This is a genomic window from Rathayibacter sp. AY1B7, assembly GCF_002932735.1.
Taxonomy (GTDB): Bacteria; Actinomycetota; Actinomycetes; order Actinomycetales; family Microbacteriaceae; genus Rathayibacter.
Genome location: NZ_PSWK01000030.1, coordinates 1 through 22998, shown reverse-complemented (window position 1 = coordinate 22998; position 22998 = coordinate 1). Strand labels below are relative to the sequence as shown.

Genomic DNA, 22998 nt, shown 5'->3' with positions numbered 1-22998 from the left:
GTCAGATCCGGGTCCCCGTCTTCGCGGCGAGGCGGAGGTAGACGCCGGCCGTGATCGCGAGCATCACCGCATAGGCGCCGACGAACCAGCCCAGCGCCGTCGTGTAGTCGCCGAACTCGGTCTTGGAGAAGCCGAGCAGCTGGGGGATCACGAAGCCGCCGTAGGCGCCGATCGCCGAGATCAGGCCGAGCGCCGCGGCGGACGTGCGCTGGGCGCCGATGCCGTCGTCACCGCGCTGGCGGGCGCGGAGGGCGAACACCGTGGGGATCATGCGGTAGGTCGCGCCGTTGCCGATGCCGGCCGCCGAGAAGAGCACGAGGAAGCAGGCGAGGAAGAGCCAGAAGCTGCCGAGCGGCAGTGTCGCGATCACGCCGAGGATCCCGGCGCCCATGGCGACGAAGGCGAGGACCGTGACAGGCGCTCCGCCGAAGCGGTCGGCCAGACGGCCGCCGGAGGGGCGGGACAGCGAGCCCACCAGGGAGCCGAGGAACGCGAGGCCGACCGTCGCCGAGCCGACGGCGAAGCCGGAGAACTCGGGGAAGGTGTCGGCGATGAGCTTCGGGAACACGCCGGCGAATCCGATGAAGGACCCGAAGGTCCCGATGTAGAGCACGGCCAGCAGCCAGAGGTGCGGCTCGCGGAGCGCGGCGAGGGAGGCGGCGACGTCGGACTTCGCGGTCGAGAGGTTGTCCATGCGCTTGGCGGCGCCGATCATCGCCACGACGATCAGGGGGACCCAGAGGAAGCCGGCGATCGGCAGGTTCAGCGTGGCCGCGGCGCCGACGGTGATCGCGATCGGCACGACGAGCTGCGCGACGGAGGCGCCCAGGTTGCCGCCCGCGGCATTGAGCCCCAGAGCCCAGCCCTTCTGCGCGTGCGGGTAGAAGAAGGTGATGTTCGCCATCGAGCTGGCGAAGTTGCCGCCGCCGAAGCCGGCGAGCGCGGCCACCAGGAGCATGACGCCGAACGGGGTCTCCGGATTCGAGACCGCGATGCCGAGTCCGACGCTCGGGATCAGCAGGAGGCCCGCCGACACGATCGTCCAGTTGCGGCCGCCGAAGCGGGGGACCATGAACGTGTACGGGATCCGCAGGGTGGCGCCGACGAGGCTCGGCATCGAGATGAGCCAGAAGATCTGCCCGGTGTCGAAGGCGAACCCGGCCGCCGGCAGCGAGACGACGACGACCGACCAGAGCTGCCAGACGACGAAGCCGAGGAACTCGGCGAAGATCGACCACCTCAGATTGCGAGCGGCGACGGAGCGTCCCTCCGCCTCCCACTGGGCGGGGTCCTCGGGGTTCCAGCCGTCGATCCAGCGGCCCGGCCGTCGGATGATACTGGTGGATGTGGCGGCGGTCGTGGGGACGGTGGTCGGGGGTGCAGCAGTCATCGTGGTCCTCCGGAGGGTGGGCGGCGCGCGCGAGGGCGCGCTCGGGACGGGGAGGTGGAGCGGTGGTGGTGCGGGGAGGAGGCGTCAGGCGTTGCGCCCGAACAGCTCCGAGACGATGTCGACCAGCTCGCGGGCGGGCGGATCGACGGCGGTGAGGAGGGGAGCGGAGGCGAGGTCGGCCCCCGCGGAGGCGGCCAGGCCGGCGAAGTAGCCGGGCGCGAGCAGGTAGGTGGCGACCACGACGCGCGCGCCGGGGTGGGCGGCGCGCTCGGCGGCGACCGCCTCCGCGATCCGCGGCTCGGCGGCCGAGATGAACGAGGTGCTCACCTCGCGGCCGAGCTCGGCGGCGAGGAGGCGGCCGGTGGTCCAGCAGTCCGCGACGGCACCGGCGTCGCTCGAGCCGGCAGCGGCGAGCACGACGCGGTCGCCGTCGTCGAGCCCTGCCTCGTGGAGCCGGCGGGCGAGCACGCGCGCCAGGCGGGGATCGGGTCCGAGCGCGCCCGAGACCCGCACCGGCCGCTCCGCCTCCGCCGCGGCCTCGGCCAGGTCGACGTGCACGTGGTAGCCGGCCGAGAGCAGCAGCGGCACGACCACCGCCGGCCGGCCCGGCTCGAGAGAACCCAGGGTCGCGGGGACGTCGGGCTGCTGCACGTCGACGAAGGAGTCGAGCACGTCCAGCGCCGGGTTGGCCCGGCGGACCGCCTCGACCAGCGCGGCGACGGCACGCCTCCCGTCGTCGTCGGAGGTCCCGTGGGATGCGGCGACCAGAGCGGTCCGCTGAGCGACCTCGATCGTGCCGTCGCTCTCGCGCACCTGCCAGGTGGCGAGGTGCAGCTCCGCTCGTGTGAAGCAGGCGCCGGTCTCGAGGTCGAAGACGTCCTTGTGCAGGGGGGAGGCGATCGTGGGCCGCTGCACCCCGTCGACCAGACGCGAGCCGACGATGCCGCGTGAGAGCACGGCGGCGCCGGTCGCGGGGTCGAGGTTCGAGACGGCCCGCACCCGCCCGTCGGGCAGGAGGAACAGGGCGAGCTGCACACCGCCGACCAGGGCGGCCTCGCCCCAGAGCGGCTCGAGGTCGCCGACGGCGCAGACCGGCACCCAGGTGGTGGCGGTCGCGGGGGCGAGCCGATCGAGGAGGGTCATCGCTGCGCCTTCTTCCTGCGGGTGGGCCACCGCATCCGGTCGGACGCGATGAGGCAACGGTAGGGATCGCGCGTTTCGTGCGAGCACGCCTCCGGTGTCGCGGGCGTAACGAAGCCCTCACGGCCTGCGGCGCTCGCCGAGAGGCGCGCGTCACACGCTGTTACACAGGGGCAACGGCGGGGAAACGGGCCGTCCCTACGGTGGACGTCATGACTCCTGGAGCGAACCCCGCCGCCCGGCCCCGACGCGTGCTCGTCGTCGGAGCGGGACCCGCCGCGCACCGCCTGGTCGACGCGCTCGTCGCCCGGGCCGGCGACCAGGCGCTGGAGATCACCGTCCTCGGCGAGGAGGTGCACCGTCCCTACGACCGCGTCGCACTCTCGAAGCGCCTCGACGGCGAGCACGACCTGACTCTGGGCGACGGCGCTCTGTGGGAGTCGGCGCGGCTGATCACCTCCTCCCGTGTCGTCGCGATCGATCCCGACCGCCTGCGCGTCGAGCTCGCGGACGGCCGCTCCCTCGAGGGCGACGAGATCGTCCTGGCGACGGGCTCCTCCGCCACGGTCCCGCCGATCGAGGGCGCCGAGCACGGCCGCGTCTACCGCACGCTCGAGGACGTGGACGGGCTCGTCGCCGAGCTCGCCGCGTTCCGCGCCCGGCGCGGACGCCCCGCGATCGTGGTCGTGGTCGGCGGCGGTCTGCTCGGCCTCGAGGCGGCGGGAGGCGCGCACCGGCTCGGTGCGCGCACCGCCCTCGTCCACTCCGGCCGCTGGCTGATGAGCGCGCAGCTCGACGAGGGCGCCGGGCAGGCCCTCGGCCGCATCATCTCGGCGCAGGGGATCGCGCTGCACCTCGGCAACCGGCCCACCGCGATCCTCACCTCGCCGACGGGGACGGTGCTCGGCGTCGCGCTGACCGACGGCAGCAGCATCAGCGCCGATCTCGTGGTCTTCTCCATCGGGATCACGGCGCGCGACGAGCTCGCCCGAGCGGTCGGGATCGAGGTCGCACCGCGCGGAGGCGTGGTCGTCGACGAGGCCTGCCGCACCAGCAGGGCGGGAGTCTGGGCCATCGGCGAGGTCGCCGCGATCGCCGGCCGCACGGTCGGGCTCGTCGCACCCGCCAACGCGATGGCGGAGGTGGTCGCCGACCGGATCCTCGGCGGCGACGCGACCTTCCCGGGGGTCGACGACGCCACCAAGCTCAAGCTCTCGGGCGTGGAGGTCGCCAGCTTCGGCGACGCCCTCGGCACCACGGAGGGAGCGCTCGAGGTCGTCTACGCCGATCCGGCCCGCGGTCTCTACCAGAAGGTCGTCGTCTCGGACGATGCGCGCACGCTGCTCGGCGGGATGTTCGTCGGCGACGCGGGCCCCTACTCCTCCCTCCGCCCGCTGCTGGGGCGCGAGCTGCCGGCCGAGCCCGGCGCCTACCTCGCGGCGGCGGGGGCGGAGGCGCCCTCGGGCGACCTTCCGGACGACGCCCAGGTCTGCTCGTGCAACAACGTCTCGGTCGGCGAGGTCCGTCACGCGATCGGCGAGGGGTGCACCGAGCTGGGGCCGCTCAAGGCCTGCACCCGCGCGGGCACCCAGTGCGGATCGTGCGTGCCCCTGGTGAAGAAGCTGCTTGACACGGAGCTGATCCGTGCAGGCGTCGAGGTCTCCCGCGCCCTCTGCGAGCACGTGGCGCTCAGCCGCAGCGAGCTGTTCGAGTCGGTTCGCATCCTCGGGCTGCACTCGGCCGAGCAGGTGATGGAGCGCTTCGGCTCCGGGCTGGGCTGCGACGTGTGCAAGCCGGTGATCGCCTCCGTCCTCGCCACCCAGACGAACGCCTACATCCTCGACGGCGGCCAGGCGCCGCTGCAGGACACCAACGACCGCGCCCTGGCCAACATGCAGAAGGACGGCACCTACTCCGTCGTCCCGCGGATCCCCGGAGGCGAGATCACGCCGGCGAAGCTCAAGGTGATCGCCGAGGTCGCCGAGCAGTACGGCCTCTACACGAAGATCACCGGCGGGCAGCGGATCGACATGTTCGGCGCCCGCCTCGAGCAGCTGCCCGAGATCTGGCGCCTCCTCGTCGACGCCGGCTTCGAGTCGGGTCAGGCGTACGGCAAGTCGCTGCGCACGGTCAAGTCGTGCGTCGGATCGACCTGGTGCCGCTTCGGAGTCCAGGACGCGGTCGGGATGGCGGTCTTCCTCGAGGAGCGGTACCGGGGTCTCCGCTCGCCGCACAAGTTCAAGCTCGGGGTCAGCGGCTGCGCCCGCGAGTGCGCCGAGGCGCGGGGGAAGGACATCGGCGTCATCGCGAGCGACCTCGGCTGGAACCTCTACGTCGGCGGCAACGGCGGCTACCAGCCGGCGCACGCCCAGCTGCTCGCGCAGGACCTCGACGACGAGACCCTGGTGCGCTACATCGACCGCTACGTCATGTACTACGTGCGCACGGCCGAGCGGCTCCAGCGCACCGCCCGCTGGCAGGAGGAGCTCCCCGGCGGACTCGAGCACGTGCGCGAGGTGGTCTGCGAGGACTCGCTCGGCATCGCCGCCGAGCTGGAGGCCGCCATGGCCACGCACGTCGACACCTACGTCGACGAGTGGGCGGCGACCCTCGCCGATCCCGACCGGCTCCGCCGCTTCCGCTCCTTCGTGAACGCCCCGGACACCGCGGATCCGCGCGTCGCGACCGTGCGCGAGCGCGGGCAGGTCCGGCCCGCCGGCCGGGACGAGAGACCGGATGGACCCGTGCTGGTCGCGGGGCCGAGGATCCCCGTCGGTCCGGCCGGGATCGGATCGGACTCGTGATGCAGCTCTCCCTCGACCTCGCCGGACGCCGTGTGCTCGTGATCGGCACCGCCTCCGGAACCCGCCGCGTGCTCGCCCGCTACCGAGCCGCCGGCGCACTCGTCGAGCGGCACGAGGCGGAGGACGCGCTCACCCCGGCGCCCCCGGCCCTGATCGTGTGGGTGGAGGGGCCTGCACCGCTCCGAGCGGCGGCGGCCGAGCTCTGCCCCTGGATCGTCGACGAGGCCCCCGCGCCGACCCGGCCGGTCGGGCACGTCAGCATCGTCGGCGGCGGCCCCGGCGATCCGGATCTGATGACCCTCGCCGCCCGCCGCGCCCTCCGCGACGCGGACGTGGTGCTCTACGACCGGCTCGGTCCGCACGAGGGCCTGGCCGAGTGGGCGCCCGGCGCCGAGCTGATCGACGTCGGCAAGACGCCGGGTCATCATGCGGTGCCGCAGCACGAGATCGAGCGGCTGATGATCGAGCGGGCCCTCGCGGGTCTGGACGTCGTGCGCCTCAAGGGCGGCGATCCGTTCGTGTTCGGCCGCGGGTCGGAGGAGGTGCGCGCGTGCCGGCTCGCCGGCGTCGGCTCCACGGTCGTCCCCGGAGTGACCAGCGCGATCTCGGTGCCCGCCGCCGCCGGGATCCCGGTCACCCACCGCGAGGTCAGCAGGGCCTTCACCGTGGTCTCGGGCCATGCGCCGTTCAGCGAGCAGGAGCTCGGCCATCTGGCCGGGTTGGGCGGGACGATCGTGGTGCTGATGGGCGTGAACACCCTCCCGCACCTCGTCGCCGGGCTGCAGCGCGCCGGGATGCGCGCCGACACGCCCCTCGCGATCGTCGAGCGGGGCTGGTCGCGCGACCAGCGCACGACGGTCTCGTCGGTCGGCGCAGTGCTCGGCCTGCTCGCCGAGCTGGCACCGCGCTCGCCCGCCGTGATCGTCATCGGCGAGGTGGTCCGGCAGGCCGCGTGCCATGATGCGGGGGACCCCGAGAGCATCGCCCGAGCGGTCGATGCACTGACCGCGTGAGACCCCGAGGGGGCCGAGCATGACCGGCACCGATCCCGACGCCGCCGTGGGGTTCCGACCCGACCAGCTGGACGGCTTCCGCATCGGGGTCACCTCCGACCGCCGCTCCGAGGACCTGATCGCCGCGTTCGAGCGCCGCGGTGCCGCCGTCACGCACGCCCCCACCATCCGAATGCGCGGCGTCGACACCGAGGGCGCGCTCGAGGAGGAGACCCGCGCCATCGTCGCCGCCCGTCCCGACGTGCTCCTCGCCACCACCTCCTACGGCCTGCGGCGCTGGCTCGAGGCCGCGGACGCCGCGGGGATCGAGCTGGCCGACGCGCTGTCCTCCGCGCGGATCCTCGTCCGCGGACCCAAGGCGCGCGGAGCGATCCGTGCGGCGGGTCTCGACGACCACGGGATGAGCGAGCGCGAGACGACCACCTCCCTCGTCGACCTGGCCCTGCGCGAGGGCGTCGCCGGCCGCACGATCGCGGTGCAGCTGCACGGATTCACCGACCCGGCTCAGCTGCAGCGTCTCCGCGACGCCGGCGCCCGGGTGCTCACGGCCGCGCCCTACCGCTGGAGCGTGCACGAGGACTCCGCCCGGGTGCTGCGGCTGATCGACGCGGTCTGCGGAGGGGGCATCGACGCCGTCACCTTCACCAGCGCGCCGGCGGTGGAGGCGCTCTTCACGGTCGCGGAGGCCGCGGGCCGCCTCGACGACCTCCAGGCGGCCTTCCGCGAGACGGTGGTCGCCGCCGCCGTCGGCCCCGTGACCGCAGCACCCCTGGTCGAGGCAGGGATCCTCCCGGTCGTGCCGGACCGGTTCCGGATGGGTGCGCTCATCCGCCTGACCTGCGAGCACCTCGAGCAGGCGTCGCCCCGCATCGAGACGGCCTTCGGCACTCTCGAGCTCCGAGGCCGGCACGCCGTCCTGGCCGGGACCCGGGTGGCGCTGACCCCGGTCGCGCTTGCGCTGTTCCGGACTCTCGTCGCCGCCGAGGGCGCGACCGTCGCGCGTCACGTCCTCGCGGCCTCCGCGCCGGAGGCTCTCGACGACCACGCGGTCGACGTCGCTGTCAGCCGCCTCCGTCAGGCCCTCCCCGAACCGCGGCTCGTGGCGACGGTGATCAAGCGCGGCTACCGGCTCGCGACCCCGCTCTGAGTGGCGGCGCGGTGCCACACTGAGCGCGTGGGCAGGCTGAGGGTCGTCGTCGCGCCCGACTCCTTCAAGGGGTCGGCGAGCGCGGTCGAGGTCGCGCGGGCGATCGCCGAGGGCTGGAGCGCTGCGCGCCCGGGGGACGAGATCGTCCTCGCGCCGATGGCCGACGGAGGAGAGGGCACGGTCGAGGCCTTCGCGCTCGCGGTCCCGGGGTCGCTTCGGCGGCCGGTCGTCGTCCCCGGCCCGGACGACCGGCCGGTCCGCGCCTGGTGGCTGCTGCTCCCCGACGGGACAGCCGTCGTCGAGCTCGCCTCCACGAGCGGCATCACGCTGCTCGACCCGCTCCGTCCGCTCACCGCGCACACGCGCGGCTTCGGCCGCGCGATCGCCGCCGCCCTCGACGCGGGGGCGCACGCCCTGCTGCTGGCGATCGGCGGCAGCGCCTCGACCGACGGCGGAGTCGGAGCGCTCCGCGAGCTCGGCGCACGCTTCTCCACCGCCTCCGGCCGCGACCTCGGCGAGGGAGGCGGTGCGCTGCCCGCGCTCGCCGCCGCCGACCTCCGCGCGCTGCGTCCTCTGCCGCCCGGAGGCGCGGTCGTGCTCAGCGATGTCGCGACCCCGCTGCTCGGCGACTCCGGGGCGGCCCGCGTCTTCGGTCCGCAGAAGGGGGCCGGCCCCGAGGACGTCCTCCTCCTCGAGAGCGGCCTCCGCCGTCTCGCCGCGCACCTGGACGCGGATCCCGATGCGCCGGGCTCCGGGGCGGCGGGCGGGACGGGCTTCGGGCTGCTCGCCTGGGGCGCGCGCCCGACCTCCGGCGCCGGCGCCGTCGGACGGGCGATCGGGCTCCCGACGCTCCTCGCGGGCGCGGACGTCGTCATCACGGGGGAGGGGCGCTTCGACGCGCAGTCCGCCGCCGGCAAGGTCCCCTTGCACGTCCTCGCGCTCGCCGAGGCGGCCGGGGCGCGGACGCTCCTCGTCGCCGGGGCGATCGCGGCGCCGACTCCCGGCTTCACCGCGGCGGTGTCGCTGACGGAGGCGGCGGGCTCCTCGTCCGCGGCCCTCGCGGACCCGCTCCCGCACCTGCGCGCCGTCGCCCGGGAGTGGGCCGCGCAGCTCCTCTGACCGTTCGCGGTGTCGGTGGTCGGGCGTACCGTCCGGGCATGCCCCGCGATGCGATCCGACCACCACATCTTGTGGTCGAGCCGCCGCGCGGACCCCACCGGTCGGGCATGCCGACACGCCGTGACGCGTTGTACACAGTGAACGGGATCCTTCTGTCCACACCTGTGGATGGTTCGTCCGGATCCGCGTCCTTCCGCGGTTCCACGGGCTCCGGCCTGTGGATGAACGGGGGAGGAACCGGTGGATAACTACACGGCTGTAACTACTACGTCTAGTGGGCTGACACCGGCCCGCCCCCTATATGTAGTATTGCTGAGCAGGTCGGAGCGAGAGCCCCACCGGCACCCAGAACTCACCCGGACCACCCTCCGACCCCGCCCGCATCGCGAGCCGCCGGTCGGGGAGCTGCACCGGGACACCCCCTCCGAAAGGCGACACCCATGGCTGTGACGGTCTACACCAAGCCCTCCTGCGTCCAGTGCACCGCGACGTACCGCGCCCTCGACAGCAAGGGCATCGACTACGAGGTGTTCGACCTCTCCGTGGACGAGAAGGCCCTCGAGGCCGTCAAAGCCCTCGGCTACCTCCAGGCGCCGGTCGTCATCACGGACGACGACCACTGGTCCGGCTTCCGCCCCGACAAGATCGCGACCCTCTGAGGCGCACGGACGGCGATCCGCGACGTCGTCGGCGGGCGCCGTAGCGCCGCTGCGGCTTCCTCCTCCGCCTCGCGGCTCACCGCGCAGCCGCCTCGGAGGCGGGACCGAGAACAGCAGCTGACGGGGAGAGGGGCCGGAGGATGAGCGGGCTCGTGTACTTCTCCAGCAGCTCGGGGAACACGCACCGGTTCATCGAGAAGCTCGGACGGCCGGCGCAGCGCATCCCGCTCCACGCCCGTCGCGACGGAGCCGCCCTCGACACGCTCCACGTCCACGAGCCGTACGTGCTCGTCCTCCCCACCTACGGCGGCGGCAACGGCGGAGGAGCGGTCCCCAAGCAGGTCATCCGGTTCCTCAACGATCCGTGCAACCGCTCCCTGATCCGCGGCGTCATCGGCGCCGGCAACACGAACTTCGGCGAGGCGTACTGCCTCGCCGGCGACATCATCGCCCGCAAGTGCGAGGTGCCGCACCTCTATCGATTCGAAGTATTCGGAACACCCGACGACGTCCGCGCCGTCGACGAAGGATTGGACACGTTTTGGACGCAGCAGTGATCGACGCTCCCCGCGACGCCGCACAGATGGACTACCACTCGCTCAACGCGATGCTGAACCTCTACGGCCCGAACGGAGAGATCCAGTTCGACAAGGACCGCGAGGCCGCTCGCGAGTTCTTCCTGCAGCACGTCAACCAGAACACGGTGTTCTTCCACACGCTCAAGGAGCGCCTCGACTACCTGGTCGAGAAGGAGTACTACGAGCAGGCCGTGCTCGACCAGTACTCGTTCGAGTTCATCCAGCAGCTCAACGACCTGGCGTACTCGAAGAAGTTCCGCTTCGCGACCTTCCTCGGCGCGTTCAAGTACTACACCTCGTACACGCTCAAGACGTTCGACGGGAAGCGCTACCTCGAGCGCTTCGAGGACCGCGTCGTGATGACCGCCCTCGGCCTCGCCCAGGGCGACGAGACGCTCGCGACCGCCCTCGTCGAGGAGATCGTCGCCGGCCGCTTCCAGCCCGCGACCCCGACCTTCCTCAACACAGGCAAGGCACAGCGCGGCGAGCTCGTCTCCTGCTTCCTGCTGCGCATCGAGGACAACATGGAGTCGATCGCCCGCGGCATCAACTCCGCGCTCCAGCTCTCCAAGCGCGGCGGCGGCGTCGCCCTCTCGCTCTCGAACATCCGCGAGGCCGGCGCCCCGATCAAGCAGATCGAGAACCAGTCCTCGGGCATCATCCCCGTGATGAAGCTCCTCGAGGACAGCTTCAGCTACGCCAACCAGCTCGGCGCGCGCCAGGGCGCGGGAGCGGTGTACCTCTCGGCGCACCACCCCGACATCCTCCGCTTCCTCGACACCAAGCGCGAGAACGCCGACGAGAAGATCCGCATCAAGACGCTCTCCCTCGGCGTCGTCGTGCCCGACATCACGTTCGAGCTCGCGAAGAACAACGAGGACATGTACCTCTTCTCGCCCTACGACGTCGAGCGCGTCTACGGCATCCCCTTCGGCGACATCTCCCTCTCGGAGAAGTACCGCGAGATGGTCGACGACCCGCGCATCAAGAAGACCAAGATCTCGGCGCGCGAGTTCTTCCAGACCATCGCCGAGATCCAGTTCGAGTCGGGCTACCCCTACATCGTGTTCGAGGACACGGTGAACCAGGCGAACCCGATCAAGGGCCGCATCAACATGTCCAACCTCTGCTCCGAGATCCTCCAGGTCAACACTCCGACGACCTACAACGAGGACCTCTCCTACGCGCAGATCGGCAAGGACATCTCCTGCAACCTCGGCTCGCTGAACATCGCGCTGACGATGGACTCGCCCGACTTCGGCCGCACCATCGAGACCGCTATCCGCGGCCTCACCTCGGTGTCCGACCAGTCGCACATCACCTCGGTCCGCTCGATCGAGGACGGCAACGACAAATCGCACGCCATCGGCCTCGGCCAGATGAACCTGCACGGCTACCTCGCCCGCGAGCGGATCCACTACGGATCCGAGGAGGGCATCGACTTCACCAACATCTACTTCTACTCGGTGCTGTTCTACGCCCTGCGCGCCTCCAACAACCTCTCCATCGAGCGCGGCACCACCTTCGAGGGCTTCGCCGACTCGAAGTACGCCTCGGGTGAGTTCTTCGACACCTACACGGAGAAGGAGTGGGCGCCGGCCACCGAGCGCGTCTCCCGCCTCTTCGCCGACTCGGGCATCGCGGTCCCCACCCAGGACGACTGGCGTGCGCTCAAGGCCTCGGTCATGGAGCACGGCATCTACAACCAGAACCTGCAGGCCGTCCCGCCGACCGGCTCGATCTCGTACATCAACAACTCGACGTCCTCGATCCACCCGATCGCGTCGAAGATCGAGATCCGCAAGGAGGGCAAGCTCGGCCGCGTCTACTACCCGGCGCCGTTCATGACGAACGACAACCTGGAGTACTACCAGGACGCGTACGAGATCGGCTACGAGAAGATCATCGACACCTACGCCGCGGCCACGCAGCACGTCGACCAGGGCCTCTCGCTCACGCTCTTCTTCAAGGACACGGCGACCACCCGCGACGTCAACCGCGCCCAGATCTACGCCTGGCGCAAGGGCATCAAGACGATCTACTACATCCGCATCCGTCAGCTGGCGCTCGAGGGCACCGAGCTCGACCAGTGCGTCTCGTGCATGCTCTAGAGCACGCAGCCCCACCCCCCCCTCCGCACGATCCATCCGCAGCAGCGAGAAGGAATCATGACTCCCCCCGAGAAGCTCAAGCTCGTCGACTCCGTCCAGGCGATCAACTGGAACCGGATCCAGGACGACAAGGACGTCGAGGTGTGGAACCGCCTCACGAGCAACTTCTGGCTGCCCGAGAAGGTCCCGCTGTCGAACGACATCCAGTCGTGGAACACGCTCACGCGCCAGGAGCAGCAGCTCACCATGCGCGTGTTCACCGGGCTCACCCTGCTCGACACCGTGCAGGGCACCGTCGGCGCCGTCTCGCTCATCCCGGACGCGATCACGCCTCACGAGGAGGCCGTCTACACGAACATCGCGTTCATGGAGTCGGTCCACGCCAAGTCGTACTCCTCGGTGTTCTCGACCCTGTCGAACACCCAGGACATCGACGAGGCCTTCCGCTGGTCGATGGAGAACCCGAACCTGCAGAAGAAGGCGTCCATCGTGATGGACTACTACCGCGGCGACGACCCGCTGAAGCGGAAGGTCGCCTCCACGCTGCTGGAGTCCTTCCTCTTCTACTCGGGCTTCTACCTGCCGATGTACTGGTCCTCGCGTGCCAAGCTCACCAACACGGCCGACCTCGTGCGCCTGATCATCCGCGACGAGGCCGTGCACGGCTACTACATCGGCTACAAGTTCCAGAAGGGACTCGAGCGGGTCGACCAGGCCAAGCGCGACGAGATCAAGGACTACACGTTCTCGCTGCTCTACGAGCTCTACGACAACGAGGCGCAGTACACGCAGGACCTCTACGACCAGCTCGGCCTGACCGAGGACGTCAAGAAGTTCCTGCACTACAACGCCAACAAGGCGCTGATGAACCTCGGCTACGAGCCGATGTTCCCCAAGCAGGTCACCGATGTGAACCCCGCGATCCTGTCGGCCCTCTCGCCCAACGCGGACGAGAACCACGACTTCTTCTCGGGCTCCGGCTCCTCCTACGTGATCGGCAAGGCCGTGAACACCGAGGACGAGGACTGGGACTTCTAGGCGTCGACACCACGTCCAGGCCTCCACGGCGAACGGCCCCTCCCCTCGCGGGTGAGGGGCCGTTCCTCATCTCCGGGCGGCGGGCGGGCGCCGGGTCACCGCACCCGGCGAGGCGCCGCCCTGTCGCCGAGGCGCCGTCCTGTCGGCGGCGCCTCGCGCGGCACGTCGGTGTCTCGCGGAGCGGGGCCGGAGCGGCCGTCGTGCGCGCCTCAGAGGGCCAGGCGCATCAGCACCCGGGGGAAGCCGTCGAGCACCGAGGTCGTGTCCGCGGCCTTCTCGAAGCCGGCGCGCTCGAACAGCGAGCGCGTGCCGACGTACGCCATCGTCCGGTCGACCTCCGCACCGGCGTTGTCGACCGGGTAGCCCTCGATCGCCGGTGCCCCGTGGGCTCGGGCGAACTCGACGGCGCCCTCGAGCAGCGGATGCGAGATCCCGCGCCCGCGGAAGCCGGGCCGCACGCGCAGGCACCACACGCTCCACACGTCGAGGGCGTCCACGTGCGGGATGCGCCGGTTCGTCGAGTAGCTCGTGTCGGCCCGGGGGTGCACCGCCGCCCAGCCGACCACCTCGTCGCCGTCGTACGCGAGGACGCCGGGCGGAGGATCCTCCGCGACGAGCTCCCGCACCCGGGCGCCGCGAGCGGGACCGGCGAGAGCCCGGTTCTCGACGGAGGAGCGGAGCCGGTAGCTCAGGCACCAGCACACGCTCGCGTCGGGGCGCTTCGGGCCGACCATCGTCGCCAGGTCGTCGAAGACGGTGGCTGCGCGCACCTCGATCGTCATGGCGGCAGCCTTCCACCGTCGCGATGCGCGGACAAGCCGTTCAGAACTCAGGACGAACGACGAAGGACTTCCTCCCTGCCGCGGAATCGGGGTCGTGGCACCACGTTCGTCCTGCATCGTGAACGCACTCCGCCGATTCACCACTCCACCGCATGAATCGCACCAGCGCCCCCTGTTGGACGGCGCCCAGGCGGGGCGCCTACCGTGGACGAGGTATCCAACGAAGGAGCACTTCCTGTGAAGCACGTCCCCCTCGGCACCTCCGGTGTCGACTCCCCGAACGTCGTCCTCGGCCTCATGCGCATCCCCGAGATGAGCGACGAGGCGATCCGCGGCCTCGTCGGCGCCGCCCGCGACTCCGGCATCGACTTCTTCGACCACGCCGACGTGTACGGCGGCGAGCTGCACCGCTGCGAGGAGCGCTTCGCCGAGGCGATGGCGCTGACCCCGTCGGAGCGCGAGCAGGTCGTCCTGCAGACCAAAGCGGGCATCGTCCCGGACGGCCCCTACTTCGACTTCTCGTACGAGCACCTGATCGCCTCGGTCGAGGGCTCGCTGAAGGCGCTGCGCACCGACTACGTCGACGTGCTGCTCCTGCACCGGCCCGACGCGCTCGTCGAGCCCGATGAGGTGGCCCGCGCATTCGACGAGCTGCACGCGTCGGGCAAGGTGAAGCACTTCGGCGTCTCGAACCAGACGCCGTACCAGATCGAGCTGCTGAAGAAGTCGCTGAACCAGCCGATCGTGGCGAACCAGCTGCAGCTCTCGATCACCCATGCGCCGCTGATCGCGCAGGGCGTCGCCTCCAACATGGTCGGCGAGGACCAGTCCGTCATGCGCGACGCCGGCATCCTCGACTACTGCCGCCTGAACGACATCACCGTCCAGGCCTGGTCGCCCTTCCAGGCGGGGTTCTTCACCGGCGTCTTCCTCGACAACCCGGCCTACCCCGAGCTGAACGCCGTCATCGACCGGCTCGCAGCGACGTACGGGGTCCCGGCGATCGCCGTGGCCACCGCCTGGATCACCCGCCACCCGGCGGGCATGCAGGTCGTGCTCGGCACGACGAACGAGCAGCGCGTGCGCGATGCGGCCCTCGGCTCCGATCTGCCGCTCACGCGGCCGGAGTGGTACGAGCTGTTCCGCGCGGCGGGCTACCTCGTCCCCTAGAGCTCCCACCCCGGAGGAAATGCGCGTCGGCGCAGAGAGGCACGGACTCCCCGGAGTCCGTGCCTCTTCCCGTCCCCGCGAGACGCCGGTCGGAACGCCCGCCGCGGTGTGCCGTGGACCGAAGCGGCATCTCGCGGGGGAGGGGCGGGAATAGGAACGGCACCCCTGCGTTGAACTTGAGCGTAACCGACTCAACTTCCTCAGGAGGACAGGTGCCCGACAACTACAGCGAGGCCGGAGCGAGCTCGTTCGACGACTTCCTCGCCCGCTACCTCGACGGTGAGCGCGCCCGCGCGGCGCGGTCGATCGACCTCAGCCGATTCCTCACCGCCCGTACCCGCGACATCCTGCAGTCCGCAGGACGCTTCGCCCTCGAGCGCGGCCAGACCGAGCTCGACGCCCTGCACGTGCTCCGCGTGCTCATCGACGACGAGACCGTCTCGCAGGCCGTGCGCCGCATCGGCGTCGACCCCGCCGCCATCGCCACCGCCGCGGAGGCGCGCCTCCCGCAGGCCGACGAGGCCCACGCCTCGCAGAACGCGGCCACCATCACCCCCAGCGCGCAGCGCGCGCTGTTCCACGCCTACCAGGTCGCCCGCTCCAGCGGCTCGACCTACATCGAGCCCGAGCACCTCTTCTTCGCGCTCGTGCTCGGCCAGGACGCCCCCGCCGGGCAGGTCCTCGCCCGCGCCGGCGTCACCGCCGAGGCCCTCACCCAGGGCATGCGCGAGACCGAGGCCCCGCAGCAGCAGGAGGCGGGACAGCCCGCCTCCGACACTCCGATGCTCGACAAGTTCGGCACCGACCTCACCGCTCTCGCCCGCGAGGGCCGGCTCGACCCGGTCATCGGGCGCGCCGACGAGATCGAGCAGACCGTCGAGATCCTCAGCCGCCGCACCAAGAACAACCCGGTGCTCGTCGGCGAGGCCGGCGTCGGCAAGACCGCGATCGTCGAGGGCCTCGCCCGCGCGATCGTGGCGGAGGAGGTCCCCGAGCAGCTGCGCGGCAAGCGCGTGATCTCGCTCGACCTCCCCGGCATGCTGGCCGGCACCCGCTACCGCGGCGACTTCGAGGAGCGCCTCACCGGCACCATGGACGAGATCGCGGCGCACTCCGGCGAGCTGATCGTCTTCATCGACGAGGTCCACACCGTGGTCGGTGCGGGCGGCGGCGGCGAGGGCGGCATGGACGCGGGCAACATCCTCAAGCCGCGTCTGGCCCGGGGCGAGCTGCACCTCGTCGGCGCCACCACGCTCAAGGAGTACCGCACCATCGAGAAGGACCCGGCACTGGAGCGGCGCTTCCAGCCGGTCCGCGTCGGCGAGCCCGGCATCGAGGACGCGGTCGCCATCCTGCACGGCCTGCGCCCCGCCTACGAGGAGCACCACCGCGTGCGCTTCACGGACGAGGCACTCCGCGCCTCCGTCGAGCTCTCGGCCCGGTACCTCACCGACCGCGTGCTGCCCGACAAGGCGATCGACCTGATCGACCAGGCCGGCGCGCGCCTCCGCCTCCGCCTCGGAGCCGGCGTCGACACCGGAGCTCTGCTCGAGCGTCTGGCGACCCTGGAGGCCGACAAGAACGCGGCCGTCTCGGCCGAGCACTACGAGGAGGCGTCCCGCGTCCGCGACGAGATCAGCGCCGTGCAGGCGGAGCTCGACGCGGCCACCGGCAGCGCCCCCGCGGAGGCGGTCGTCGGCGAGACCGAGATCGCGGCCGTCATCGCCCGCGCCACCGGCATCCCGGTGTCGCGGCTCACGGAGGGGGAGCGCGAGCGCCTCGCGCACCTCGAGACCGAGCTGCACCAGCGGGTCATCGGCCAGGACGACGCGGTCACCGCGGTCGCCCGGGCCGTCCGCCGCAGCCGCACAGGCCTCGGCGACTCCTCGCGCCCGGTCGGCTCGTTCCTCTTCCTCGGCCCGACCGGTGTCGGCAAGACGGAGCTGGCGCGCACCCTCGCGGGCTCCCTCTTCGCCGATGAGCAGTCGGTCATCCGCTTCGACATGAGCGAGTTCGGCGAGCGTCACACGGTCTCGCGGCTGGTCGGCGCCCCTCCCGGGTACGTCGGCTACGACGAGGCCGGTCAGCTGACCGAGCGCGTGCGCCGGAACCCGTACTCGGTGGTCCTCTTCGACGAGATCGAGAAGGCGCACCCCGACGTGTTCAACCTGCTGCTGCAGGTGCTCGACGACGGGCGTCTGACCGACGGCCAGGGGCGGACGGTCGACTTCCGCAACACGGTGATCATCATGACCTCGAACCTCGGCTCGGAGTTCCTGGCCTCGCGGTCGGGTGCGCTCGGCTTCGTCGCTCAGAGCGACGCGTCGGCCGAGGGCTTCGCCTCGGAGAAGGACCTGCGCGATCGCGTCATGGGCCGTCTCCGCGAGGCGATGCGCCCCGAGTTCCTCAACCGGATCGACGAGATCGTCCTGTTCCGCCGCCTCGGCCGCGAGCAGCTGCGGGAGATCGTCGGCATCGTCCTCGACACCACGCGCTCCCGCCTCGCTCCCCGCGAGGTGACGCTCGAGGTGACGGAGGCGGCCGTCGACTGGCTCGCCGAGAACGGCTACGAGCCGCAGTACGGCGCCCGGCCCCTGCGCCGGCTCGTCCAGCGCTCCATCGACGACCGGATCGCCGACCTGTTCGTCAGCGGCGAGGTCTCCGACGGAGGCGCGGTCCGCGTCGACGCCGTCGCCGGCGAGCTGCTGGTGACCTCGGCCGCCGCCCTCCCGCTGGCCGCGTAGCCGGTCCCGCTCCGACCCCCGTCCCTCCTCCTCCCGCGAGACACCGCTCGTGACGACGGCACCGCCCGTCGTCGAGAGCGGCGCCCGCGGAGGGGGAGGGGCGGGGGTCTTCGCGCCCCCACGGCTTGCCACAGCGGTCCGGGGGGGATAGACACGAGAGCACGAGAACCGGAGGCACGATGTCGAACCCGCGCTACTACGACCCCGTGGGCAAGGCGGTCCGGGCGCTGCTCGTGCTGAGCCTCGTCTGCTTCGCCCTGGCGGTGGGCATGTTCGCCCTCGACATCGTCATGCCCGGCACCATGACGGACGAGCGACGGCCCTGGGCCGAGGCCAGCGGGGCGCTCGCCTCGTTCGGCGTGCTGGCCCTCATCGTCTACTTCGCGACCGTCGCGATCGTCGGCGCGATCCGGGGGCGCGGGCAGTAGCCCCGGCTCCGACGCCGTCGTCCGACAGGAACGCGTCCGGCCCGCGGGATCCGAGGATCCTCGCGGGCCGGACGCGTTCTCGCGAGCCGTCGGGCGCCGGTCAGGGGCACTTCTTCGCGGTGATCGTCACCTTCAGCGTGGCGTCCGGAGCGACGGGGGAGCCGCCGGCCGGCTCCTGCCCGGTGACCTGGCCGGCGTCGGGCGCCTTCGGGTCCTCGGCGCAGGCGAGCGTGATCTTCGTGAAGCCGGCGGCGCCGAAGGCGTTCTTCGCGGCCTCCAGGTCCTGGCCCGTCACGTTCGGCACGGTCTTCTGGTTGCCGGAGCTGGTGAACACGGTGATCGCGGTGCCGCGCGGGGCCGAGCCCGACGGGTCGGCGCGGGTGACCGTCCCGACCGCGGCGTCGCTCGCCTCCGTGCCGCCCTGCACGACGCCGAAGCCGGCCGCCTCGAGCTTGGCCTCGGCGTCGGCGGAGGAGAGCCCGACGACATCCGGGATGGCGACCTTCGGGACGACCTGCAGCGAGCCGTCGGCCTCCGGGAACGCCGTCCCGCCGTACGTCGCGTCGGCGGCGCGCATGACGACCGGCCAGATGCGGTGGCGCGCGGTGGCGGCGGATCCGGAGTCGAAGGAGTAGCGGCCGAGGCGCAGGTTCGCGTCGCCCTTCACGTTGAACACGCCGACGGCGGTCGCGACGCGGGTGCTCGCTCCGGTCATCCAGGTGGCCTTCGCGTCGTCGGTGGTGCCGGTCTTGCCGATCAGCGGAACGCCGTCGCCGGTGCGGGAGGCCACGGCCGTCCCGCCGCCGGTGAAGGTCGCCTGCAGCGCGACGGCCGCGGTGGCGGCGACGTTGCGGTCGATCGACTGGCGGCAGTTCGCCGGGGGCACCGGCTGGTCGGCTCCGGCGGAGTCGGTGATGCGGTCGATCGCGACGGGGTCGCAGGTCGTGCCGCCGGAGGCGATGGTGGCGAAGGCGCCGGCCATCGAGAGGGGCGAGACGTAGTTCGTGCCGAGCACCGACGACGGGTTGTGCTCGAGCTCCTCGCCGCTGCCCTGCTTCACGCCCATGTCGACCGCGGTGTCGCGGATGCCGCACAGGTCGAGCTCACGGGCCATGCCGACGAAGCCGGTGTTGAGGGAGGTCTTCGTGAAGGACACCGGGGTGCCGACCTCGCCGGTGCCGCCCTCGTCGTTCTTCGCGCTCGTCTCGTTGCTCGTGTCGGTGCCGCCGGAGACGCAGGAGTCCGTGAAGGTGCCCCAGGTGGACTTGCGCGTCCCGTCGACCGACTCGTTGATGCTGTGGCCCTCCTTCAGCCACTCCACCAGCGTGAAGAGCTTGTAGGTCGAGCCCGGCTGGATCCCGGAGGATCCGCCGTTGGCCCGATCGGTGCTGTAGTTCACGGCGCTGTAGGACGGGTCGGTCGTGAGGACGTCCGGATCCTGCGAGTACTTCTTGTTCTGCGTCATCGCGAGCACGCGCCCGGATCCGACCTCGACGCTGACCGAGACGGCTCCGACGTCGAAGTTCCAGGTCTGCGGGACCTGCGCGTCGACGGCGGCGACGGCCGCGTCCTGCAGGCCGACGTCGAGCGTCGTGTAGACGTCGAGGCCGCCGCGGCGGAAGTTCGTCCAGCGGGTGTCCTCGTCGGCGCCGAAGATCTCGTTGTTCTTCAGGACGTTGGTGACGTAGTCGCAGAAGAAGCCCGCGTTGCCCGCGGTCGAGCAGCCGGTGCTGGGCTGGGTGATGCGGGGCTCGATCGGAGTGGCGACGGCGGCGTCGTGGTCCTCCTGCGAGATCTTCCCCTCCTCGAGCATCTTGCCGATGATGTAGTCGCGGCGGTCCTTGTTGCGGGCGTAGCCGTTCGCGGCGCCGTTGTCCGGGTTGTCGGGCTGGTCGATCCGCAGGACGGCCGGGTTGTTGACGATCGCGATGAGGCTCGCGGCCTGGGCGATCGAGAGGTCCGCGGCCGAGGTCGCGTAGTAGTAGTTCGCGGCGGTCTCGAGGCCGTAGGTGGTGCCTCCGAAGAACGCGATGTTGAGGTAGCCCTGGAGGATCTGGTCCTTCGTGTACTGCTTCTCGAGCCCGATGGCGAGCTTCATCTCGCGGAGCTTGCGCTCGGGGGAGGTCCGGGTGGCCTCGTCGATCGCGGCCGCGCGCTCGGCGTCGTCCGAGATGTTGCGGACGGCCTTCTCGACGAGGACGTTCTTCACGTACTGCTGGGTGATCGAGGATCCGCCCTGCACGTCGTTGCCGAGCACGTAGGTCTGCGCGACGGCGCGGAGCGTGCCGGGGAGGTCGACTCCGCCGTGGTCGTAGAAGCGGGGGTCCTCACCCGAGACGGCGGCGTCCTTGGCGGCCTGGGCGATGCGGTCGAGCGGCACCTCGACGCGGTTCTCGACGTAGAAGGAGGCGAGCAGCTGCGGGCCGTCGGAGCCGGTCGCGTAGATGTTGCTCTTCTCGGAGAGCTTGTCGACCTCGAGGTAGTCGGGCAGGCCGTCGAAGACGCCGATCGACTGGTTCGCGGCGACTCCGGCGAGCGCCACGGCCGGGGTGACGGTGGCGGTCACGAGGACTCCGGCCACGACGCTCATGCCCAGGAAGCCCACGATCGCCTTGACCACACCACCGGTGGTCCTTCTGTCGGACGCCAAACCTTCTCCTTCGCGAATCCCCCCGGATGCTGCGACGACCGCGGCCGACGCCCTGCACGCTCCGTGCGGCAGGTCAACCTCGACAGACTAACCCGAGAGCCCCCGAAGACGAAGGCCCGGCCAGAGGCCTGAAAAGACCCTGACCGCGACCCGGGGGACGGTGTTCCCTAGGCTGTCGGCATGGCGAGCCCCTCCTCCGACCCCGGACCGGCCGACGCGACGACCCCGGAGGCCGCTCCGGTCGCGCCCCCGCAGGCCGTCCCCGCACCGCCCACGGGCGCCCTCTCGTACGCTCTCGGCTTCCTCGCGTTCATCGGGATCCCGTTCCTCAGCCTGATCGTGGGCGGCATCGTCATGGCGTCCGTGTACCCCTCCGCCCGGAGGAAGGGCGGGCTCGCCGCCGAGAACGCGCGGAACGCGGCGAACTGGGGTCTGACGGTGATCCTGATCGGGGTCGTGACGCTCGGCGCGCACGTCGTGCTGCTCTTCGCCGCCTCCGACACCCCGCTCGCGAAGGGCTTCTACCCGATCGGCATCCCGATCACGCTGTTCGCCGTGCTCTGGCTGGTGCACTTCGTGCTGATCATCTGCGGACTGGTGAAGGCGAACCAGCGCGAGGTGTTCCGTCCGCGCATCGCGATCCCGTTCCTCCGCCCGCCCGCGGCCTGAGCTCAGGCGCCGACGGGCCAGAGGTAGTCGAGCCCCGGCGGCGTGCCGGGGAACAGCGGGCCGTAGTGGTCCTCGTCCTTGGCCACGAGCTTCGAGCGGTGCGAGAGGTGCAGCCGCTCGTCGCCGAACCACGGCGGGAGCGGGTAGTCGCCGGTCAGGTAGGCGGCGAGATCCTCCGGGGCGGCGGCGAGGGCCTCCTCGGTCTTCACGAGGCACGTGTCGGCGAAGCCGCGCTCCGTCCACTCCGCGCAGGTCTCGCGCTGGTAGGTCATCAGCGCCGGCCGGTAGCCCCGCCACATCCGCGTGACGGGGTGGTTCTGCCAGCCGTACCCCGGGACGGTCAGCGCCCGCATGACCTGCAGCGTCTCGACGCGCTGCTTGCCGAGCCGCTTGCCGTCGAGGGCGCGGACGCTGCGGTGGAAGTCGGGGTAGGGGAGGAAGGTCTGCACGCCTCCCAGTCAACAGCGGCCCGTCTCCCTCCGGCCACCCTCCCGTCACGCCGATGTCGCCTGGCGTGCGTAGCGTCCGGGGCATGACCGGACTCCCCCTCCTCGCCACCGACGACGTGCAGCTGCGCTGGGCGCGGCCCGAGGTCCTCGACTCCGCCCGCCACCGGATGCTGCGCCTGCTCACCCTCGCCGAGCGCCTGCGCTACGAGGCGACGAGTCGGCGCGAGGTCCGGGACGGCTTCCTCCTCGGCCGGGTCCTCGTGCGCGAGCTTGCCGCCGAGACGCTCGGGATCGATCCCCTCGAGGTCGCCGTGGACGCGCGCTGCGAGCGCTGCTCCGGACCGCACGGCCGCCCGGTGCTCCGCGGCGAGCACCCGGCGCTGGAGCGGATGCGGATCAGCATCGCGCACTGCGACGGCGCGGTGGTCGCGGCGCTGGCGACCGGACGCGACATCGGGATCGACGCGGTGCGCGCCCGCACCGTCCGCGACCGCGTGGCCTCCGGGGCGACGACGGCGGAGCAGGTGCTCGCCGATCTGCGCTCGCAGGCGGTCGCGAAGGCCGACGGGCGTGGGACCTCGAGCGACGAGCCCGTCCGCTTCCGCACCAGGGAGGGTGCGACCGAGGCCTGGATCGAGGGCTCGAGCCGCTACTTCGCCGTCTCGGAGCCGACGGTCCACTCCGCGCTCGTCGTGGCGGTCGCGGTCGCTCAGGAGTGACCGCGGGGCGCGGTCCCCGGCCGTTGCGCTGGTCCGCGCCTAGGCGAACAGCGACAGCGTGATCGTCGAGCGGTAGGAGCCGGCCTCGACGTCCGGCTCGGCCAGCAGCCGCAGCTCGGCGTCGGCGGTCCAGATGCCGGCCCCGCCGGCGGCTCCGAGCAGCAGCGCGTCGCGCAGGCCCGCGCCGCCCTCGAGGGAGGAGGCGACCGGATCGCCCGCGACGGCGCCGGTGCCGGTGATCAGGCGCGGGGTCCAGCCGAGATGGTCGGCTCCGATCGAGGCGCTCGGGCCGGTGAGGGCGCTCGCCGAGGCGAGGACGTACCAGTCGTTCTGCGCGCCGGCGCGCAGAACGACTGGTACGTCCTCGCCTCGGCGAGCGCCCTCACCG

General features: G+C 71.6%; 18 protein-coding genes and 1 pseudogene. 13 read left to right on the top strand and 6 right to left on the bottom strand.

All coding sequences use genetic code 11. From position 1 onward, the window contains the following. Nucleotide 1 precedes the first annotated feature (1 nt). Both C5C95_RS14280 and nirD read right to left on the bottom strand, forming a co-directional pair. Nucleotides 2–1390 (bottom strand): MFS transporter, encoded by a 1389-nt coding sequence (locus tag C5C95_RS14280; RefSeq protein WP_104324699.1) that lies wholly within the window; start codon nucleotides 1388–1390, stop codon nucleotides 2–4. Nucleotides 1391–1474: 84 nt separating this feature from the next. Then, nucleotides 1475–2533, bottom strand: a complete 1059-nt coding sequence (gene nirD, locus C5C95_RS17965; protein WP_104224353.1) for a nitrite reductase small subunit NirD — start codon at nucleotides 2531–2533, stop codon at nucleotides 1475–1477. Between the two features lie 209 nt (nucleotides 2534–2742). Between nirD and nirB the strand changes: the two genes are divergently transcribed. From nirB to nrdF, 8 genes are all read left to right on the top strand, one after another. Continuing rightward, nucleotides 2743–5334 (top strand): nitrite reductase large subunit NirB, encoded by a 2592-nt coding sequence (gene nirB, locus C5C95_RS14270; RefSeq protein WP_104224354.1) that lies wholly within the window; start codon nucleotides 2743–2745, stop codon nucleotides 5332–5334. After that, entirely contained in the window at nucleotides 5334–6347 is a 1014-nt protein-coding gene (gene cobA / locus C5C95_RS14265) for a uroporphyrinogen-III C-methyltransferase (protein ID WP_104224371.1), read from the top strand. The genes nirB and cobA overlap by 1 nt, the downstream gene beginning before the upstream one ends. Nucleotides 6348–6366: 19 nt before the next feature. Further along, the gene (locus C5C95_RS14260) at nucleotides 6367–7494 is read left to right on the top strand and encodes a uroporphyrinogen-III synthase (RefSeq protein ID WP_104238252.1); all 1128 of its coding nucleotides are present in this window, start codon (nucleotides 6367–6369) and stop codon (nucleotides 7492–7494) included. Nucleotides 7495–7530: 36 nt separating this feature from the next. Further along, nucleotides 7531–8613, top strand: coding sequence for a glycerate kinase (locus C5C95_RS14255; protein WP_104308512.1), 1083 nt, complete (start codon nucleotides 7531–7533; stop codon nucleotides 8611–8613). A gap of 440 nt (nucleotides 8614–9053) precedes the next feature. Then, entirely contained in the window at nucleotides 9054–9272 is a 219-nt protein-coding gene (gene nrdH, locus C5C95_RS14250; protein WP_068255139.1) for a glutaredoxin-like protein NrdH, read from the top strand. Nucleotides 9273–9412: 140 nt separating this feature from the next. Continuing rightward, nucleotides 9413–9829, top strand: a complete 417-nt coding sequence (gene nrdI, locus C5C95_RS14245; RefSeq protein ID WP_104224357.1) for a class Ib ribonucleoside-diphosphate reductase assembly flavoprotein NrdI — start codon at nucleotides 9413–9415, stop codon at nucleotides 9827–9829. 26 nt (nucleotides 9830–9855) lie between these two features. Continuing rightward, nucleotides 9856–11961 carry a class 1b ribonucleoside-diphosphate reductase subunit alpha gene (gene nrdE / locus C5C95_RS14240; protein WP_104324707.1) on the top strand — a complete coding sequence of 702 codons (2106 nt, stop codon included), beginning with the start codon at nucleotides 9856–9858 and terminating at the stop codon, nucleotides 11959–11961. Nucleotides 11962–12018: 57 nt separating this feature from the next. Next, nucleotides 12019–12999: a class 1b ribonucleoside-diphosphate reductase subunit beta gene (gene nrdF, locus C5C95_RS14235; RefSeq protein ID WP_104324698.1), complete on the top strand. Its 981-nt coding sequence runs from the start codon at nucleotides 12019–12021 to the stop codon at nucleotides 12997–12999. Between the two features lie 209 nt (nucleotides 13000–13208). Here the strand turns inward: nrdF and C5C95_RS14230 are convergent, their stop codons facing one another. Further along, the gene (locus C5C95_RS14230; RefSeq protein WP_104308510.1) at nucleotides 13209–13781 is read right to left on the bottom strand and encodes a GNAT family N-acetyltransferase; all 573 of its coding nucleotides are present in this window, start codon (nucleotides 13779–13781) and stop codon (nucleotides 13209–13211) included. A 237-nt stretch (nucleotides 13782–14018) separates the two neighbouring features. On the opposite strand from C5C95_RS14230, the gene C5C95_RS14225 reads away from it, so the two are divergent. The 3 genes from C5C95_RS14225 to C5C95_RS14215 all read left to right on the top strand — a co-directional run bounded on the left by C5C95_RS14225 (nucleotide 14019) and on the right by C5C95_RS14215 (nucleotide 18123). Then, complete coding sequence (locus tag C5C95_RS14225) at nucleotides 14019–14951, top strand: aldo/keto reductase family oxidoreductase (protein ID WP_258059515.1); 933 nt, start codon at nucleotides 14019–14021, stop codon at nucleotides 14949–14951. Between the two features lie 212 nt (nucleotides 14952–15163). Next, entirely contained in the window at nucleotides 15164–17695 is a 2532-nt protein-coding gene (locus C5C95_RS14220) for an ATP-dependent Clp protease ATP-binding subunit (protein ID WP_104247715.1), read from the top strand. Nucleotides 17696–17874: 179 nt separating this feature from the next. Beyond that, nucleotides 17875–18123 carry a hypothetical protein gene (locus C5C95_RS14215; protein ID WP_104224361.1) on the top strand — a complete coding sequence of 83 codons (249 nt, stop codon included), beginning with the start codon at nucleotides 17875–17877 and terminating at the stop codon, nucleotides 18121–18123. A 100-nt stretch (nucleotides 18124–18223) separates the two neighbouring features. On the opposite strand, the gene C5C95_RS14210 is transcribed toward C5C95_RS14215, so the two are convergent. Then, nucleotides 18224–20773 carry a transglycosylase domain-containing protein gene (locus C5C95_RS14210; protein ID WP_258072673.1) on the bottom strand — a complete coding sequence of 850 codons (2550 nt, stop codon included), beginning with the start codon at nucleotides 20771–20773 and terminating at the stop codon, nucleotides 18224–18226. A gap of 180 nt (nucleotides 20774–20953) precedes the next feature. Here C5C95_RS14210 and C5C95_RS14205 point away from each other — a divergent pair, with 180 nt between their 5' ends. Next, nucleotides 20954–21442, top strand: coding sequence for a DUF4870 domain-containing protein (locus C5C95_RS14205; RefSeq protein WP_104247716.1), 489 nt, complete (start codon nucleotides 20954–20956; stop codon nucleotides 21440–21442). 2 nt (nucleotides 21443–21444) lie between these two features. On the opposite strand, the gene C5C95_RS14200 is transcribed toward C5C95_RS14205, so the two are convergent. Beyond that, a complete protein-coding gene (locus C5C95_RS14200) occupies nucleotides 21445–21891 on the bottom strand; it encodes an MSMEG_6728 family protein (protein ID WP_104224363.1) in 447 nt (148 codons plus the stop codon). An 83-nt stretch (nucleotides 21892–21974) separates the two neighbouring features. Between C5C95_RS14200 and C5C95_RS14195 the strand changes: the two genes are divergently transcribed. Then, on the top strand, nucleotides 21975–22610 hold the full coding sequence (locus C5C95_RS14195; RefSeq protein WP_104224364.1) for a 4'-phosphopantetheinyl transferase superfamily protein: 636 nt from the start codon (nucleotides 21975–21977) through the stop codon (nucleotides 22608–22610). A 39-nt stretch (nucleotides 22611–22649) separates the two neighbouring features. On the opposite strand, the pseudogene C5C95_RS17525 reads toward C5C95_RS14195, so the two are convergent. Beyond that, nucleotides 22650–22998 (bottom strand): annotated as a pseudogene (locus tag C5C95_RS17525) (hypothetical protein); the annotation flags it as partial.

What these genes read in the sequence shown, in the direction of transcription:
- C5C95_RS14280 (WP_104324699.1), bottom strand. Translation starts at nt 1,390, where the DNA reads ATGACTGCTGCACCCCCGACCACCGTCCCCACGACCGCCGCCACATCC.
- nirD (WP_104224353.1), bottom strand. Translation starts at nt 2,533, where the DNA reads ATGACCCTCCTCGATCGGCTCGCCCCCGCGACCGCCACCACCTGGGTG.
- nirB (WP_104224354.1), top strand. Translation starts at nt 2,743, where the DNA reads ATGACTCCTGGAGCGAACCCCGCCGCCCGGCCCCGACGCGTGCTCGTC.
- cobA (WP_104224371.1), top strand. Translation starts at nt 5,334, where the DNA reads ATGCAGCTCTCCCTCGACCTCGCCGGACGCCGTGTGCTCGTGATCGGC.
- C5C95_RS14260 (WP_104238252.1), top strand. Translation starts at nt 6,367, where the DNA reads ATGACCGGCACCGATCCCGACGCCGCCGTGGGGTTCCGACCCGACCAG.
- nrdH (WP_068255139.1), top strand. Translation starts at nt 9,054, where the DNA reads ATGGCTGTGACGGTCTACACCAAGCCCTCCTGCGTCCAGTGCACCGCG.
- nrdI (WP_104224357.1), top strand. Translation starts at nt 9,413, where the DNA reads ATGAGCGGGCTCGTGTACTTCTCCAGCAGCTCGGGGAACACGCACCGG.
- nrdE (WP_104324707.1), top strand. Translation starts at nt 9,856, where the DNA reads ATGGACTACCACTCGCTCAACGCGATGCTGAACCTCTACGGCCCGAAC.
- nrdF (WP_104324698.1), top strand. Translation starts at nt 12,019, where the DNA reads ATGACTCCCCCCGAGAAGCTCAAGCTCGTCGACTCCGTCCAGGCGATC.
- C5C95_RS14230 (WP_104308510.1), bottom strand. Translation starts at nt 13,781, where the DNA reads ATGACGATCGAGGTGCGCGCAGCCACCGTCTTCGACGACCTGGCGACG.
- C5C95_RS14215 (WP_104224361.1), top strand. Translation starts at nt 17,875, where the DNA reads ATGTCGAACCCGCGCTACTACGACCCCGTGGGCAAGGCGGTCCGGGCG.
- C5C95_RS14205 (WP_104247716.1), top strand. Translation starts at nt 20,954, where the DNA reads ATGGCGAGCCCCTCCTCCGACCCCGGACCGGCCGACGCGACGACCCCG.
- C5C95_RS14195 (WP_104224364.1), top strand. Translation starts at nt 21,975, where the DNA reads ATGACCGGACTCCCCCTCCTCGCCACCGACGACGTGCAGCTGCGCTGG.